Origin of the sequence: Novosphingobium fuchskuhlense, assembly GCF_001519075.1 — a bacterium.
Classification (GTDB): Bacteria; Pseudomonadota; Alphaproteobacteria; order Sphingomonadales; family Sphingomonadaceae; genus Novosphingobium; species Novosphingobium fuchskuhlense.
The window spans coordinates 487882-504677 of record NZ_KQ954245.1 but is presented as its reverse complement, the minus strand read 5'-3'; the positions used below and the strand labels follow the sequence as shown (position 1 = coordinate 504677).

Annotated in this window: 16 protein-coding genes; 7 read left to right on the top strand and 9 right to left on the bottom strand. The window is 64.1% G+C overall.

Annotated elements, in window-relative coordinates; genetic code table 11:
• Position 1: 1 nt before the first annotated feature.
• The gene (locus AQZ52_RS12150; protein WP_067911011.1) at positions 2–904 is read right to left on the bottom strand and encodes a DMT family transporter; all 903 of its coding nucleotides are present in this window, start codon (positions 902–904) and stop codon (positions 2–4) included.
• Positions 905–1081: 177 nt separating this feature from the next.
• On the opposite strand from AQZ52_RS12150, the gene AQZ52_RS12145 reads away from it, so the two are divergent.
• The 5 genes from AQZ52_RS12145 to AQZ52_RS12125 all read left to right on the top strand — a co-directional run bounded on the left by AQZ52_RS12145 (position 1082) and on the right by AQZ52_RS12125 (position 7372).
• Positions 1082–2116: a glycosyltransferase family 2 protein gene (locus tag AQZ52_RS12145; RefSeq protein ID WP_205626474.1), complete on the top strand. Its 1035-nt coding sequence runs from the start codon at positions 1082–1084 to the stop codon at positions 2114–2116.
• Entirely contained in the window at positions 2109–2819 is a 711-nt protein-coding gene (locus AQZ52_RS12140; RefSeq protein ID WP_067911008.1) for a class I SAM-dependent methyltransferase, read from the top strand. The genes AQZ52_RS12145 and AQZ52_RS12140 overlap by 8 nt, the downstream gene beginning before the upstream one ends.
• Positions 2820–4790, top strand: coding sequence for a GtrA family protein (locus AQZ52_RS12135; RefSeq protein ID WP_067911003.1), 1971 nt, complete (start codon positions 2820–2822; stop codon positions 4788–4790). It begins immediately after the preceding gene.
• Positions 4791–4907: 117 nt separating this feature from the next.
• A complete protein-coding gene (locus AQZ52_RS12130; protein WP_082697912.1) occupies positions 4908–6425 on the top strand; it encodes a TadA family conjugal transfer-associated ATPase in 1518 nt (505 codons plus the stop codon).
• A gap of 44 nt (positions 6426–6469) precedes the next feature.
• Positions 6470–7372: a DMT family transporter gene (locus AQZ52_RS12125; protein WP_240481616.1), complete on the top strand. Its 903-nt coding sequence runs from the start codon at positions 6470–6472 to the stop codon at positions 7370–7372.
• On the opposite strand, the gene AQZ52_RS12120 is transcribed toward AQZ52_RS12125, so the two are convergent.
• Positions 7369–8925 (bottom strand): long-chain-fatty-acid--CoA ligase, encoded by a 1557-nt coding sequence (locus AQZ52_RS12120; protein ID WP_067910997.1) that lies wholly within the window; start codon positions 8923–8925, stop codon positions 7369–7371. The genes AQZ52_RS12125 and AQZ52_RS12120 overlap by 4 nt on opposite strands.
• 130 nt (positions 8926–9055) lie before the next feature.
• Here AQZ52_RS12120 and AQZ52_RS12115 point away from each other — a divergent pair, with 130 nt between their 5' ends.
• Positions 9056–9196 (top strand): Entericidin EcnA/B family protein, encoded by a 141-nt coding sequence (locus AQZ52_RS12115; RefSeq protein ID WP_067910993.1) that lies wholly within the window; start codon positions 9056–9058, stop codon positions 9194–9196.
• A gap of 3 nt (positions 9197–9199) precedes the next feature.
• Here the strand turns inward: AQZ52_RS12115 and AQZ52_RS12110 are convergent, their stop codons facing one another.
• The 7 genes from AQZ52_RS12110 to AQZ52_RS18560 all read right to left on the bottom strand — a co-directional run bounded on the left by AQZ52_RS12110 (position 9200) and on the right by AQZ52_RS18560 (position 15152).
• On the bottom strand, positions 9200–10369 hold the full coding sequence (locus tag AQZ52_RS12110) for a deoxyguanosinetriphosphate triphosphohydrolase (protein ID WP_067910987.1): 1170 nt from the start codon (positions 10367–10369) through the stop codon (positions 9200–9202).
• A gap of 51 nt (positions 10370–10420) precedes the next feature.
• Entirely contained in the window at positions 10421–10756 is a 336-nt protein-coding gene (locus AQZ52_RS12105; protein ID WP_067910984.1) for a hypothetical protein, read from the bottom strand.
• The gene (locus AQZ52_RS12100; RefSeq protein WP_067910983.1) at positions 10753–12096 is read right to left on the bottom strand and encodes an APC family permease; all 1344 of its coding nucleotides are present in this window, start codon (positions 12094–12096) and stop codon (positions 10753–10755) included. The genes AQZ52_RS12105 and AQZ52_RS12100 overlap by 4 nt, the downstream gene beginning before the upstream one ends.
• Before the next feature lie 71 nt (positions 12097–12167).
• On the bottom strand, positions 12168–13583 hold the full coding sequence (locus AQZ52_RS12095; RefSeq protein WP_067910982.1) for an NAD(P)(+) transhydrogenase (Re/Si-specific) subunit beta: 1416 nt from the start codon (positions 13581–13583) through the stop codon (positions 12168–12170).
• Positions 13583–13867, bottom strand: a complete 285-nt coding sequence (locus AQZ52_RS12090; protein WP_067910980.1) for a proton-translocating transhydrogenase family protein — start codon at positions 13865–13867, stop codon at positions 13583–13585. The genes AQZ52_RS12095 and AQZ52_RS12090 overlap by 1 nt, the downstream gene beginning before the upstream one ends.
• An 11-nt stretch (positions 13868–13878) precedes the next feature.
• Positions 13879–15009 carry an NAD(P) transhydrogenase subunit alpha gene (locus tag AQZ52_RS12085; RefSeq protein WP_067910978.1) on the bottom strand — a complete coding sequence of 377 codons (1131 nt, stop codon included), beginning with the start codon at positions 15007–15009 and terminating at the stop codon, positions 13879–13881.
• A gap of 8 nt (positions 15010–15017) precedes the next feature.
• Complete coding sequence (locus AQZ52_RS18560; protein ID WP_156424920.1) at positions 15018–15152, bottom strand: aa3-type cytochrome c oxidase subunit IV; 135 nt, start codon at positions 15150–15152, stop codon at positions 15018–15020.
• Between the two features lie 158 nt (positions 15153–15310).
• Between AQZ52_RS18560 and AQZ52_RS12080 the strand changes: the two genes are divergently transcribed.
• On the top strand, positions 15311–16729 hold the full coding sequence (locus AQZ52_RS12080; protein ID WP_067910976.1) for a sigma-54-dependent transcriptional regulator: 1419 nt from the start codon (positions 15311–15313) through the stop codon (positions 16727–16729).
• The last annotated feature ends 67 nt before the right edge of the window (positions 16730–16796 follow it).

Below are 16796 nucleotides of genomic sequence, written 5' to 3'. Positions count from 1 at the left end.
GCTACTCGGTGCCTCGCGGTTCGTCGGTTACCCGGCCGGCCCGCCAGAGGTAGAGGCCTGCGCCGACAATGATCGCCGCCCCCACCAGCGCAGCCGCATCCGGCGTCTCGTGAAACAGCAGCCAGCCATAGAACCCGGCCATGATCAGCTGGAAATAGGTCATCGGCGCGACCGTCGCGGCGCCCGCGCGCGAGGTTGCCATATAGATCAAAGCATGCGCCGAACTCCCGGTGATGCCGATCGTCGCGCTCTTGGCCACGACGCTCCAGGGCGGCATCCCCACGTGCAGCATGGCAATGCCGCTGAAATGCCCGATCAGCGTGAAGGCCAGCAGGAACAGTGTGGCAAAGATCGCGACATTAACCTGCATCGCCAGAGCCGAGCCGCGCCCAAGCACCGCGCGGTTGCCGATGATCAGCAGCGACATGCCCATCGCGGCAAACAGCGGCAGCACGGCCGCTGGACCGATCGCGGCGAAATTGGGCCGCAGCACGACCAGCACCCCGGCAAAGGCGACAAGGCTCGCGATCCAGGTTTGGCGCCGCATCGGCTCACCGATCAGCGCGGCGGCCAGCAGCGCCGTGACCATCGGGCTGGTGAAGGAAATCGCCGTAGCCTCGGCAATCGGCATGATCTGAACCGCCGTGAAGAACGTCGTCGCCGAAAAGGCCACGCCGAACCCCCGCGCCGCGTGCCAGCCCGGCTTGTCCATGCGAAAACCGGCCCATCCCTCGCGCCAGAGCAGGATCGCCCCTAACCCCACGGTACCGAATACATAGCGCAGGGCGGCAATCGCCGGGCCCGGCCAGAGACCGGCCATCGATTTGACCAGCGTGTCGCCGGTGGAGAGCAGCGCGAAACCGCCAAGGGCCAGCAGCAATCCGTCTCTCGTCTGGTTGCGCAACTAGCCTCTCCCCGTCACCCCGCGTCTTTGCGATTGTTTCGCGCTCACGCAACCCCCGATACTGGTCATGTTCCATTATCAATGCCATGGGGTTGCAACGCAGCGCAGGTTAAGGCTTGTTTACGACATGTTTACCAGACTTTGCGTAATGCTCGCCGCATGGCAGGAGGCGGATTGATGGTGAATCAGGAGCCCGGACGGGAAGCGGTAGCCGGGCTGCATGGGCCGGCGCTTTCGGTTGTCATTCCCTGCTACAACGAAGCCGAAGGCCTGCAGGAACTGCATCGCCGGCTTGTCGCCGCCATCGAACCGCACTTTGCGCAGGATTTCGAGATCGTTCTCGTCAACGACGGTTCGCGGGATGCAACCTGGGCCGGGATGGTCGCCCTTTCCGATGCCGATCCGCGCGTCCTGTGCGTCAACCTTGCCCGCAACCACGGCCACCAGCTGGCCCTTACGGCAGGCCTCGCGCAGGCTGCCGGCGAACTCATCTTCATCCTCGACGCCGATCTGCAGGACCCGCCTGAACTGATCGGTCCGATGCTTGAACTCATCCGCGCTGGCAACGATGTCGTGTATGGCCAGCGCCGCAAGCGAGATGGCGAGACCGCTTTCAAGCGCGCAACCGCAGCGGCCTTCTACCGCCTCCTTGACCGCCTCGTCGACGTCGACATTCCGCGCGATACCGGCGATTTCCGCCTGATGACCCGCCGCGTGCTCAATGTCCTCCAGGCCATGCCGGAGCGCTACCGCTTCGTGCGCGGCATGGTCAGCTGGGTCGGCTTCAAGCAGGCCGCGCTGCAGTACGACCGCGACGCCCGCTTTGCCGGCGAGACGAAGTACCCGCTGCACAAGATGATTTCCTTCGCCATCGACGCCATCACGAGCTTCTCGGTCGCTCCCTTGCGCATCGCCTCGTGGATGGGCGTTTGTGCGGGCCTCGGCGCCATGTTGATGCTCGGCTATGTGCTCGGCGCCTGGGTCATGGGCTACGCGATCAGCGGCTGGACCTCGACGCTTGCGATCATCCTCGTGCTCGGTTCGACCCAGCTCATGATCCTTGGGATCATGGGCGAGTACCTCGGCCGCATGTACATGGAAGCCAAGCGCCGTCCGCTCTACATCATTGACGAGGTCCACGGGGTGCGCGGGGCGCGCGGCAACGCCGTCCATCAGCTCCACGAAAACATCCGGGAGCGCGTCAATGGGTGAGGTTCTGACTGTGCCCGGCACGGCCGAATTCGACCAGGTGGCGCAGGACTACCGCGCGCAGCATGCGCATTCGACTGGCGTTTCGGAAGAGGCGCTCGATTATTTCGCCAGCTACAAGATCGAATACGTCCAGCAGCTCTGGCGCGAACGCGGCCGCAGTCCCCGCGTGATCATGGATTTCGGTGCCGGCATCGGCAACGCCCTGCGCCCCATGCACAAGGCGTTTCCCGAAGCCGAGATCATTGCGCTCGACGTCTCGCGCGCCAGCCTCGACCTCGTCGATGCGCAGGCCATACCGCATGTACGCACCCTGGCCTATGACGGCTTCCACGTGCCGCTGCCCGAAGCGAGCCTCGACTGCGTGTTCATCGCCTGCGTGTTCCATCATATTCCGGCCGAGCACCATATCGCGCTGCTCAGGGAACTCCGCCGGGTGCTGCGTCCGGACGGCCTGCTCGTGCTGTTCGAGCACAACCCGCTCAATCCGTTGACCCGCCTCGCCGTCGCTCGCTGCGAGTTCGACCGCGATGCTGTACTGATCGGCGCGGGTGAGATGAACCGCCGCCTCAAGGCCGGCGGCTTCATCCGCACGGACCGCAAGTTCTGTCTGTTCTTCCCGCCGGCGCTCGCGCTGCTGCGTCCGCTGGAACGGTTTCTGGGCTGGCTTCCCTTCGGTGCGCAGTACCATCTGGTCGGCAGCTGAATGGCCGAGGGTCCGCCCGTCGCTTCGTCCGAAGGGCGCTCTGCCCTTAACTTGCCGCCGATCCTCCGCTTCGCCATCACCGGCGTCGCCAATTCGGTGGTGGGCTTTTCGGTGCTGGTCCTCGCGCTGCGCCTTGGCCTCTCGGACATAGCCGCCAATCTCACCGGCTTTGCCGCCGGCCTCACGGTTGGTTTCATCGCCAATCGGAAATGGACCTTCGGGGTGGAGGGCCGGGTCAACGCTGGCGAGATCGCGCGCTATCTTGCCGGTTTCGCGCTGGCCTGGTCCCTCAACTTCGGGGTGGTGATGATCGGCATCCGCGCCGGCCACGCCGGCTCGCCGTTGATCCACCTTGCCGGCATCGTGACCTATTCGGTGGCGTTCTATTTCATTTCGCGCAGCTTCGTGTTCGCGACCTCTCCCGAAACCACCACGCCGCAGAGCCTGCTCGGCGAGATGATCGTCGTGCCCTTCGCGGCGCTGCTCTTCGTGGCGATGCGCCACCTGCCTCTGACGCATGACGTCATCTGGCAATTGTGGATCGCCCGCCAGATGCTGGGCGGCGCCGAACTCTACAGCCAGATCAACGAAATCAATCCGCCGCTGTGGTTCTGGATGGCCATGCCCGTGCACCGGATTGCCGCCGCACTTGCTCTCCCGGCGCCCACGATCCTGGTCTGGTTCATCCTGCTGATCGCGCTCGCCTCGGCCCTGCTGGTCGGCCGCATCGGCTGTTTCGATGGCCCGCGTGAACGCGCCTTCGCCATGGTGATGACCCTGCTGGTCGGCCTGTTCACCTCGATCTACGATTTTGGCCAGCGCGAACAGATCCTGCTGATTGGTGCGATTCCCTACGCTCTGCTGATCGCCGCCCGGATCCGGGGGGAGCGCCCTTCGCTTGTTCTCGCGGGGGCGATCGGCCTCCTCGCCGCGCCCGGCTTTGCGCTGAAGCACTACTTCGTGCTGGCGCCGCTTGGCCTGGAGGTGCTGCTGATCTGGAACCTGCGCCGCGGCTGGCGACCCCTGAGGCCCGAAACGCTGATCCTGACCGCTTTGGGCAGCGCCTATGCCGCCGCCGTTCTAACTCTGACACCCGCCTTCCTTACCGTGATGGTACCGATGGTTCAGGCCGCATACTTCGGCTTCGAGACGCCGGTGTGGATGTGGTTCGACGAACCGATCCAGGCGTTCTGGGCACTCGAACTTGCCCTCATCGCTGCCATCGGCCTGCCCCGCCTGATGCGCGAACGGCCCGAGATGCAGGTCTTTGCGCTTTCGGCCCTCGCGTTCTTCGCGGCCTACCTGCTTCAGCGCAAAGGCTGGCAATACCATGCGGTGCCGGTCTCTGGCATGATGTTGATGCTCCTCTCCAGCCTCGGCTGGGCGCAAGGACAACGTATCGCCGATCTTGCCGCAAAGCCTCTCGTGTGCGTGGTTATCGCGCTCTATCTCTCGTTCAGTTTCCTCGAGCGGCCCTATGACAACGAACGCGAGCCCTATGTCGGCCGCTTCGTTGACATGATCCCGCGCGGTTCGGGTGTGCTCATCATGGCAAGTAACCCGATGTGGGGCTGGCCTGCAGTCGAACACCGACACCGCATCTGGGCAAGTCGCTTTGGCGCGCTATGGATGTTGCCCGCTTTCGGCCGCGCACGCGCCGATCATGCTGAAACGCCGGCTTTGCTCGCGCTCGAGAAGTCGGTGCGCCGGGATAATTATGCAGACATGGTCTGCGCAGCGCCCGGTCTGATCCTGGTCGAGAACCACGAGCCCAATTTCATCACGCGACCGATCGATTTCGATACAATGCAGTTCTTTGGCCAGGACAAGCCTTTCACAGACTACCTTTCGGCCAATTATCGCCTTATTAACAATGACGTATACCTTCGCGCCTATCTTCGCACGACCCCTGCTCCGGCTATCCGCCCTGCAGATTGCCGCCGCGTGGTGCCCCCTTTCGGCACAGAATGACCATTTTGGGACCCGTTTAGGAAATCCTGAAGGTTTCGGCGGTATTCACCACGCATCGGAAGTTCGTGCTGACCATTGCCAGTGCAAGCCTTCCGCGACGAGAACAGGGAAATCTGCATGAGCGCATTTGGCCGCAAGTCCGGAGTCAGCGGGGGCAGCACTGCCATGCGCCCGTCGTTCGGCGTGGCGCGTCCGATGAAGTCGGGCGAAGGTTCGGCAGCACCCATTCCGGTGCCGATGGGAGGGGAGCAGTTCCCGCCACTCCCGGCCATGGATGCCCCTGAAGCCGGTCCCAACAACAAGTCCGACGCGCTGACCCGCCTTGCCGACCGCGCGAACGGCGTTGCCGAGCCCGGCTATCAAGCGGAGGGCTTCGAAGCCTCTGTCCACAAGATCAAGGAACAGGTGCTGCCGCGCCTGCTCGAGCGCGTCGATCCCGAGGCGGCGGCAACGCTGACCAAGGAAGAGCTTTCCGAAGAATTCCGCCCGATCATCATGGAAGTGCTGGCCGAGCTCAAGGTCACGCTCAACCGGCGCGAGCAGTTCGCCCTGGAAAAGGTGCTGATCGACGAACTGCTGGGCTTCGGTCCGCTCGAGGAGCTGCTCAACGACCCTGAAATCTCCGATATCATGGTCAATGGCCCCGAGCAGACCTACATCGAAAAGAAGGGCAAGCTGGTCATCGCGCCGATCCGGTTCCGCGATGAAAGCCACTTGTTCCAGATAGCCCAGCGCATCGTGAACCAGGTCGGCCGCCGCGTCGACCAGACCACGCCGCTCGCCGACGCCCGCCTCAAGGACGGCAGCCGCGTCAACGTGATCGTGCCGCCGCTTTCCCTGCGCGGCACCGCGATCTCGATCCGTAAGTTTTCCGAAAAGCCGATCACGCTCGACATGCTGCGCGATTTCGGTTCGATGTCCGACAAGATGTGCACCGCGCTCAAGATCGCGGGTGCCTGCCGCATGAACATCGTCATCTCGGGCGGTACTGGCTCGGGTAAAACCACCATGCTCAACGCCTTGTCGAAGATGATCGACCCGGGCGAGCGCGTGCTGACCATCGAAGACGCGGCCGAACTTCGCCTGCAGCAGCCGCACTGGCTCCCGCTCGAAACCCGCCCGCCCAACCTTGAAGGCCAGGGCGCAATCACCATCGGCGACCTTGTGAAGAACGCGCTGCGTATGCGTCCTGACCGCATCATCCTGGGCGAAATTCGCGGTGCGGAGTGTTTCGATCTGCTCGCCGCGATGAACACCGGTCACGACGGTTCGATGTGTACGCTCCACGCCAACAGCCCGCGCGAATGCCTTGGCCGTATGGAAAACATGATCCTGATGGGCGACATCAAGATCCCGAAGGAAGCCATCAGCCGCCAGATCGCCGAATCGGTCGATCTCATCGTGCAGGTCAAGCGTCTGCGCGATGGTTCGCGCCGCACCACCAACATCACCGAAGTGATCGGGATGGAAGGCGATGTGATTGTGACGCAGGAACTGTTCAAGTTCGAGTATCTCGACGAGAACGAGGACGGCAAGATCATCGGCGAGTTCCGCCCCTCGGGCCTGCGCCCCTACACGCTCGAAAAAGCGCGCATGTTCGGCTTCGATCAGGCCTACCTTGAAGCCTGTCTCTAAGCTGGAGGCTTGATCCGCGCGGCCCCTGCCCTATGGCTGGGGTCATGCAGCCTGCCCAACGACCGATCTATGCGCTTGGCCTGCGCCTGCTCGCGATGGTCGCCATTTCGGTCATGCTGCTGCTCGTGAAGCTCACGGGTGAGCACGGCATCTGGCTGCCGGAAACGCTGTTCTGGCGGCAACTCCTTCCTGGCCTTGCCCTGTCCGGCTGGCTTGCCGCACGCGGGGAAGTTGGGCGCCTAAAGACGGATCGCCCCCTGATCCATGCACGACGCGCGCTGATCGGCGGGCTTGGCATGTTCCTGACGCTCGGCGTGGTGCAAATCCTGCCGCTGGCGGAGGCAACCGTCCTCGGATTCACTGCGCCCATCTTCGCGGTGCTGCTGGCGGTCGTACTGCTCGGCGAAAAGATCGGCGCGTGGCGGTGGACGGCCGTACTGCTGGGGCTTGCCGGCATCGTGATCATCGCGGGGCCCGACCGCGCGCACCTGCCCTTGATCGGCCTTGCCACCGGCATCGGCGCGGCTTTCATGGTCGCGCTGATCTCGATCCAACTGCGCGATCTCGGCCGCACCGAAAAGCCGGTCAGCATCGTTTTCTGGTTTTCCGCTTTCTGTACACCGCCCATGGCGCTGTTCATGCTGTGGACGGGCCTGCCGCATCATGACCTCGCCGGGTGGGCCATGCTCTGCGGGATTGGCGCGACAGGTCTTGCCGCACAGCTGCTGATGACTGCTGCGCTGCGCTATGGCACCGTCGCCAGCGTGATCGTGATGGACTATTCGCAGTTCGGCTGGGCCACGCTCTGGGGCTGGCTGGTGTTTGCCCATGTCCCCCCGGCGCAGACGTGGATCGGTGCGCCAGCCATCATCGCCGCAGGACTGATCATCGCATGGCGCGAGCACGTGCGCGGAAGCGGGGCAGGACCGCGCGCCCCCTCGGCCTAGTTGACCTGGCGGTCCATCCCTTCCCAGTAGGGCTCGCGCAGGGTCCGCCGCAGGATCTTGCCCGATGGGTTGCGCGGCAGCGCAGGGATCACGTCGACCGACTTGGGCACCTTGAATCCGGCGATGCGCTCACGCGCCCAGGCAATCACGCTCGCTTCGTCGACCTCACATCCTTCGCGCGGGACGACGCAGGCCTTCACCGCCTCGCCCCAGCGGGTATCGGGCACCCCGATCACCGCGACTTCGGCAACCTGCGGGTGGCCATAGATCGCGCTTTCGACTTCAGCCGGATAGACGTTCTCGCCGCCCGAGATGATCATATCCTTGATGCGGTCCTGGATGAAGATGTAGCCATCCTCGTCCATGTAGGCGGCATCGCCGGTACAGACCCAGCCATCGGGGGTGAGGGTCTTGGCGGTCGCCTCGGGCAGTTGCCAGTAATGCAGCATGTTGGCAGGCGAGTGGATCTGGATCTCGCCCACCGTGCGGCGAGGAACCTCGTGGCCGGCGGCATCGGTGATGCGGATCGCCACCCCGGGGCAGGCCTTGCCTGCCGAGCGCATCCGTTCGTTGCCTGCCAGGTCATGGTCCCACGGCGGCAGCACCGCAATGGTCCCTGTTGTCTCGGTCATTCCGTACATCTGGATAAAATCGGCGTTGGGAATGGTGGTGACCGCCTGACGCAGCAGTTCCAACGGGATCGGGGCCGCGCCGTACATCACGTATTTGAGTCGGGTGAAATCGGTTTCGGTGGCTTTGGGATGCTGGATCAGCATCTGCAGCGCAGCGGGCACGATGAAGAACCGGGTGATCCCCTGACCGATCGCGCTCAGCGCACCCTCGGCCGTAAACTCGGCCTGCACGATCGCACGTGCGCCGCCGCAGAACGCCATGGTTCCCAAACCTGTTCCGCCGATATGCGCGCAGGGCATGCACACCAGAATGGCATCGTCCGGTGTCCATTCCGCCCAGGGCAGACTGGCATCGAGCGCCGGTCCCCGCAATCCCATGAAGTTGCGCTGGCAGAGCACGGCGCCCTTTGGTTTGCCGGTGGTCCCGGATGTGTAGAGCTGGAGAAAGGCCGCTTCCGGTTCCGCCGCGACAATCGGATCGGCGGGCGCCCCGGGGATGGCGGCGCGCGCCGCGCCTTCCTCGATCACTTGCGGGCTGAGCGGCGCTGCGGTGGCAAGTTCGTGCACGACAGCTTCGAAACCTTCGCCCGCAAACACCAGCTTTGCACGGGTATCTTCAAGAATGTAGGCCATCTCTGCAGGGGCGAGGCGCCATCCGATCGGCACCATGACCACGCCGATACGCCCGCAGGTCAGCAGCATCTGAAAATAGAGATCGCAGTTCTTGCCGATCCAGGCGATGCGATCACCCTTCATCACCCCGTGCGCGCTCAGGAATGCGGCATAACGACGCGAAAACTCCTCAAGCTGGGCATAGGTCGTCTGGCGGCCATCCTGCTCGTGCGAGACGGCATCGGGGCGCTCCTCTGCCCAGTGCCGGAAGAACGCGTCGAATGTCTCGAAACCTGCCGTCTCGCGCATATGGTCATCCTCTGTCCGGTGCCGCCGGTTTCGAACCCGCTCAGACCGCGTTCACCTTGCCGGTGGCAGAGGCACGCATGATCGCGGCGGGGCCCCGCGACTTAACCACGCGATTAAAGGGACAAGAACCATGGTACGCAAGGTGATTTTTTCCATCGCGGTGGCCAGCCTCGTGCTCGGCACGGCCGCCTGCAAGACCGTCAAGGGCATCGGAGGCGACATCCAGTCCGTCGGGCAGGCCGGCTCAGACGCGATCCACAAGAAGCACTGATAGTCAGACGTTGCTGAGGCCTTCGGGTCGCTCTCCAAACAGCCTCGCATAGCAATCCATCGCGTACTTGTCGGTCATGCCGGCGATGAAATCGGCGATGTGCCGGCTTCGCGCGGGCTCGTCCTCTGGCAGCGAGCAGAGCCAGCTTTCGGGCAGGTTTTCCGGGGCCGTGCGATAAGTGGCGAACAGACGTGCGATGACGGCGCGCGCGCGATTCGCCGTCTCGACCTGATCGGCATGCAAATAGAGCGTGCGGTACATGAACGCCTTGAGCGTGCGTTCCTCCGCCGCCATCGCCGCCGAGAAACCGCACAGCGCCTGCCCGGCCGACCGTACATCGCGCGCACATGACACGCCGGCATCTTTCAGGCGCCGCTGCGTCTCCTCGATCACGTCGTTGACCATGCGGCCGATCTGTCCCCGCACCAGTTCGCGCAGCAGTCTGTCGCGCGGGCAGCCGGGAAAGCGAGACTCGATATCGCGCCACTGCCTTTCGAGCGACGGCAGCGAAAGCAGGGTATCGAGCGTAAGGAAGCCGGCACGCAGGCCATCGTCGATATCGTGGTTGTCATATGCGATATCATCGGAAATCGCCGCGACCTGGGCCTCCAGCGATGCGTGCTGGCTAAGCTCGAGCGGGTATGCCCTGTCCAGTTCGGCCAGCGCCCAGGTCGGTTCGTAAACAGGCCCGTTGTGCTTTGCGAGGCCTTCCAGCACTTCCCACGTGAGGTTCAGGCCTTCGTGCTGCGGATAGGGGCTTTCGCGCCGCATCAGGACGCGCAAGGTGTTGGCGTTGTGATCAAAGCCGCCATGGCCAGCCAGCGCTTCTTCCAGCGCATCTTCGCCCGCGTGGCCAAAGGGCGGATGCCCGATATCGTGCGCCAGGCAGAGCGCCTCGGTGAGGTCCTCGTCCAGCCCCAGCGCACGGGCAATCACGCGGCCGATCTGCGCGACTTCAAGGCTGTGGGTGAGGCGTACCCGGTAATGATCGCCATCGGGTGCGATGAACACCTGCGTCTTGTGCCGCAACCGGCGGAAGGCGATCGAGTGGATGATCCGGTCGCGGTCGCGCTGGAACATGCTGCGGGGGCCGCGCGTGGTTTCGCCGGCAACCGTGAATTCGCGCCCGCGCGAATGATCGGGGTCGCAGGCCCAGGGTGCGCGTGTTGTCACGACGTGACCTGCATGTTCGGCAAAACCTCGAAGAAAAGCGGTCGTCGAGCCCTAGCCGGGCTTGCGCTCGGGCGCCAGACCGCTGGCGCAGAGGAGCGCCGAACTGACCGTGACCTCGACCAGCTTGCTGTCACCGACGCGCCGCACGGTGAGGACGTAGTCGGCAATCGAACGCTTGGGGCTCTGCAACGCCTGGAGCTTGCGCAGTTGGCCGAGCGTGAGTCGGTCGGTCATGCGCTCGGCCATGCAAGCGGCATTGGGCCGGGAGAGGCCCGCATCCATGAGGGCCGAGCGGACGCGGCCTTCGGCCAGCTTGGCGGGTGTACAGGCCGCAGCCAGACCGAGGCAGCCGGCAAGAAGCGCGGCACGGGCCAAGCGGATGGTCATTCCAGATCACTCCCGGTAAGCACAACGGTGGCACGCCCCATGCGCCGCGACAGCTCATGCCAGAAGAATGCTGTCACGAAAACGGTCAGCAGGAGCCCGATCGAGACCCGTCCCGTTTCCGCGTCCGCCCAGCCTGCGGCCACGATCGAGACGCTGAGCAACACCGCCAGCACAGGCACGAGGGGGTGCAGACGGATGCGGAAGTGTTCACTCATCATGCCGGCCCGGCGCCCGGTCAGCACGGCCAGCCCCAGCAACAGGCACTCGGAAAAATTGGCGCTGGTGAGCAGCACGAGCCGACGCTCCCCCAGGAACGGGCAAGCCCCGCCGAGGACCAGCAAGACAATCAGGGCACCCGTCGGTGCGCGGGTGCGCGGGCTGACGCTGCGCAAAATGGCGTTGATCGGGGCGATGAAGACCCCGTCGCGGCCCATCGCATGCAGCTGCCGGGAAAGCGCCATCATCACGGCTATGACGTTGTTGAAGATGGCGGCGATGATGCCGAGCGAGACCACCGAACTGATCCACGGACTTGTCGTCCGATCAAGAAAATGCGCCATGGGCGCTTCGGCGGAAAGGGTGGCCGGCACATCGTCGATGGCAAGGATCATCAGCACCGCGGGCACGGCAATGCAAATTGCGGCGATCAGCCCCGTCCAAGCAACGACCGGACCGATGCGCCGCCTGGCGTCGTGCATGTCCTCCGCAAAGAAAGTGGCCCAGTCCGCGCCAGCTGCCATGAAGGCCCCGGCGATCACTGCGAGAGCAACATTGGCAGGCGGCGCGGATGCAATACTGTCTCTGCTGACCGCATAGATCGGGTTGAACACGAGAGCGAGGTTCGCCGTCTTGAAATGGATCAGCGCCGCTCCCGTCAGAACCAGCAAGGCCAGCAGTTCGAGGATCAGGAACGCCGCGATGACCTGGGCTCCACGCCGGATCTGCGTTGAGGCGATCATGGCTGCCACCGCGAGCGTGCCGAGTACGGCAAGATCTTCGGGCAACATCGGCAAAAAGAGGCGGATATAGGGCCCGACACCCGTTGCGCCGAAGGCGAGCAGCGGGAACATGATCACAGTGCGCAGAAGCACAAAAGGATAGGTCCAACGTGGCCCGAGGATCACGTTGAGCGCTGGATAAACACCGCCAGCCCCGGGGAAACTGGCTGATAATTCGGCAAAAAGCAGCGCCATGGTCGCCGCGATTGTGCCACCGCAGATGAACCCTATGGCCGCCCCGGTCCCGGCCAGATGGAGAATGGCATTGCCACCGATGAAGACCGAGAAAACCGGAGACAGCGCCGAGATCGTCAGAAGGAAGACTTCGCCGGGTGAGAGCACCCGAACGAAGCTCGCCTTTTTGTGCGGCGATGCCTCCTGTTCCCCTGGAGCCACCGATCAGCGCGATCGCATCAGTGCGCGAGCGCCTTGTTGATGTCCTCGACCATCTTCTTGGCGTCGGCGAGAAGCATCATGGTCTGGTCCATGTAGAACACGTCGTTGTCGACACCGGCATAGCCGACACCGCCCATCGAGCGCTTGATGAACATGACGGTCTTGGCCTTGTCGACATCGAACACGGGCATGCCGTAGATTGGCGAGGACTTGTCTGTCTTCGCGGCCGGATTGACCACGTCGTTGGCGCCGATGATGAACGCAACGTCGGCCTGTGCAAACTCGCCATTGATGTCCTCGAGCTCGAAGACTTCATCGTAAGGCACGTTCGCTTCAGCAAGCAGCACGTTCATGTGGCCGGGCATACGGCCCGCGACGGGGTGGATGGCGTACTTGACGTTGACGCCTTCCTTCTTGAGCAGGTCACCCATCTCGCGCAGCACGTGCTGGGCCTGCGCCACCGCCATGCCATAACCCGGGATGATGATGACGTTCTCGGCTTCCTTCATCAGGAACGCCGCGTCTTCTGCCGAGCCGCGCTTCCACGGACGCTGGACCTTGGCCGCGCCGCCAGCTGCCGCTTCGGGCGCTGCCCCGAAGCCGCCGGCGATCACCGAGATGAAGCTGCGGTTCATCGCCTTGCACATGATGTACGAGAGGATCGCGCCCGACGAACCCACCAGCGCGCCGGTGATGATCATCGCTGTGTTGTGCAGGGTGAAGCCCATCGCCGCCGCAGCCCAGCCCGAGTACGAGTTGAGCATCGAGACGACCACGGGCATGTCCGCCCCGCCGATCGGGATGATCAACAGGAAGCCGATGGCAAAGCTGAGCGCGGTGATCACCGCGATCACCCATGGTGCCTGGTCCTGCGTGAAGTAGCCGACAAGGCCGAGGATCGCGAGCAGCGTTCCGAGGTTGATCGCGTGGCGCCCGGGCAGCATGATCGGTGCACCGCTCATGTTGCCATTGAGCTTGAGGAACGCGATGACCGAGCCCGAGAAGGTGATCGCACCGATGGCGATGCCGAGACCCATCTCGATCCGGCTCTGCACCTCGATCACCCCGTCCGGCCCGGCGATACCGAATGCGATCGGGTTGAGATAGGCAGCAAGGCCGACCAGCACCGCCGCGAGACCCACCAGCGAGTGGAAGGCCGCCACGAGCTGCGGCATGTCGGTCATCTTGATTCGCCGCGCGGTCACGAAGCCAAGGCCGCCGCCAACTGCGATGGCGCCTGCAATTTCAGGCAGGCTGGCAATGCCATGCGTGAGCAGGGTGGTGACCATGGCGATGGTCATGCCGACCATGCCGTAGCGGTTGCCGGCGCGCGAGGTGGCCGGGCTCGACAGCCCGCGAAGCGCCATGATGAACAGGACGCCGGCCGCCAGATAGGCAAGCATCGCCCAGGGAGGAGTTGTGACGTGTTCCATCACTTCTTCTCCTTCTTCTTGTACATCGCAAGCATGCGCTCGGTGACGGCGAAGCCGCCGAAGATGTTGACCGAGGCCAACACCACGGCACCAAGCCCCAGCCACTTCGAGATGACCGAGCCTTCGGCCGCCCCAGCGACCAGGGCGCCAACCACGATGACCGAGGAAATCGCGTTGGTGACCGCCATCAGCGGCGTATGCAGCGCCGGGGTCACCGACCACACCACGTAATAGCCTACGAAGCAGGCCATCACGAACACACTCAGAATTGAAATGAAGTCCATGTCAGCCCCCCTCAGCCGAGCAGTCGTTCGTTGACGACCTTGCCGCCCTGCGTCAGGCGGATGGCATTGCCGATTTCCTCGTCGAGCACGGGTTTGCCCTGCTCCTTGTCCCAGAATGCGGACAGGAAATTGAACAGATTGCGGCTGAACAGCGCCGAAGCATCGGCAGCCAGATGCGTCGCGGTGTTGGAATAGCCAACGATCTTGACGCCATGCTTCTCGACGACCTGATCGGCGACCGATCCTTCGACGTTGCCCCCCGATGCAACGGCAAGATCGAAGATTACCGAGCCGGGCTTCATCGTCGCGATCTGCGCGTCCGTGATCAGGCGCGGCGCCGGCCGGCCCGGGATCAGAGCGGTGGTGATCACGATGTCCTGCTTGGCGATATGGCTGGAAACAAGTTCTGCTTGCGCAGCCTGGTATTCCGGGCTCATCTCGGTGGCATAGCCGCCCGCGCCCTCGCCCTCGATCCCCGCCACGTTCTCCACGAAGATCGGCTTGGCGCCGAGCGACTGGATCTGTTCCTTGGTGGCCGAGCGCACGTCAGTCGCGGAAACCTGCCCGCCAAGGCGGCGCGCGGTGGCAATCGCCTGGAGGCCGGCAACGCCGACACCCATGACGAAAACCTTGGCCGCCGAAACGGTGCCCGCCGCGGTCATCATCATCGGAAAGGCGCGGCCATAGAGGTCCGCCGCCACGATCACCGCCTTGTAACCGGCAAGGTTCGACTGCGACGAAAGGATGTCCATCGACTGCGCACGCGTGATGCGCGGCATGAATTCCATCGCCAGCGCCTCGAACCCGCCTGCCGCATAGGCATCGACGCGCCCGCGCTGGCCGAAGGGATCCAGAGAGGCGACGACCCACGCACCGGGCTTGGCACCGGCCAGAAGATCAGGCTCAGGCCCCTGCACGCCAAGCACGATGTCCGCGCCAGCTGCCGCGCCATCGGCCACGATCTCGGCACCGGCGGCCGCAAACGCCTCGTCGCTGATCGAGGCGGTGAGCCCTGCCCCTGCCTCCACACGGACCGCAGCGCCGAGACCGATGAACTTCTTCACCGTCTCAGGCGTCGCCGACACCCGATGCTCCCCGCTCGCCCGCTCACGCAGGACAGCGATCGTTGTTGCCGCCCCCATGCGCGCGATCAAGCGATCAGGTACATAACGAACAGCACGATGACCGAGATCACCGGAACGGCTACCTTGATCATGCCGACGAAGCCTTCGTACGTGGCCGTTGCTGCCTTGATGTTGTTCCCGGCATTGTTGGTGGCGCCCATGACAAACCCTTCCTCATTGCGTTTTAAACGTCCGATTGACTGCAAGCTCTAGCGGCGGCGCAACCTCGGCTCAAGCGGAACCGGCTGTTCCCGCGCTTAATCTGCCCTTTACCCAATTGGGCTAGACCCCGGCACTATGCAAAAGGACCGGGGAAGCCATGGCAGAGCCCACTGATCGGCTACTGATGCTGATTGATGATGAACCAGCGCAGTGCCGTCTCATTTCGGCGCTGGCAGCGCGTGAAGGCTGGCGCACGATCATCGCCCGCGATTCCGAAACGGCCATCGCCACGCTCGGCACACGCCAGGGCATGCAGCTGGATGCAATCATTCTGGATCAATGGGTTCCGGGTGACGAGGCCTGCGCACTCATCGCGGAACTGAAGGCGCGTCGGCCGGCCCTGCCGATCCTCATGATCACCACCAGCGCTTCTCCGCTGCTTGCTGTGGAAGCCATGCGCGCAGGTGCTTCGGACTATCTCATCAAGCCTGTCGCACCGGATCGCCTGCTGCAGGCGCTGCGGACCGCGACCCGCCGCGAAGAATCGCCCGAGGAGCTTCAACCGCTCACCGAAAAGTTCACCGGCACGCTCGATTTCGATTCGATGATCGGTGCCGCTCCCGGATTTCGTGCTGCGCTGGCCGTCGCTGCAAAGGCTGCGCGAACACAGAACACGGTTCTGATCGAGGGCGAAAGCGGCACCGGCAAGGAAATGCTGGTGCGGGCAATGCATGCGGCCAGCCCCCGCGCCAAGGCCCCGCTGCGTATCGTCAATGCTGGCGGGATCCCGGCCAACCAGATCGAATCGGTGCTGTTCGGCCATGAAAAGGGCGCCTTTCCGGGCGCCTTCGAGCGCCATGTCGGCGCGCTGCAGCATGCCGACGGCGGCACGCTGGTGATCGACGAAATCGACCGGCTTTGCCTACCCGCGCAGACCCGCCTCGCGCAATTCCTGCAGCGCGGCGATATCCAGCCTATCGGCGCCCGCCACAGCTTCCGCCTCGATGTCCGCGTGATCGTTTGCAGCAACGCGGCCCTTGGCGATCTCGTCGACGTCCAGCTGTTCGATCCCATCCTGCTCGAGGCCCTCAGCGGCGTGCATGTGCATCTGCCTGCGCTCCGCGAGCGGGCAGGCGACATACCCGCACTCGCGCGCCACTTCCTGACCCGCATCGGCGAGCAGCCGGGCCTGCGCCCGCTGGGCATCACCGATGGTGCGCTGGCGCTGCTGGCGGCCTACGACTGGCCGGGCAATGTGCGCCAACTCCAGGCGACGTTGTTCCGCGCCGCCGTATTCTGTGACGGCGAAGCGCTGACCGCACAGGATTTCCCCAACCTTTCCAGCCTGATCGGCGAGGCGCCGCGCGCGGCTCCCGGGCAGAGCGAAGGCGCCGGCGTGATGCTCTATTCGCCCGACGGCAACCTGCGTCCGCTCGAAGAGATCGAGGCCGACGTGATCCGGCTTGCCATCGGCCACTACCGGGGCCGCATGACCGAAGTGGCTCGCCGGCTGGGGATCGGACGCTCGACGCTCTATCGCAAGCTCACCGAACTCGGGATCGACAACGTCGCTTGACGTATCAGGTCGGTTGACCCTCTCGATTCTGGCAGCGTTGCTCCCTGCCACGGGGCTGGTAAGTCTC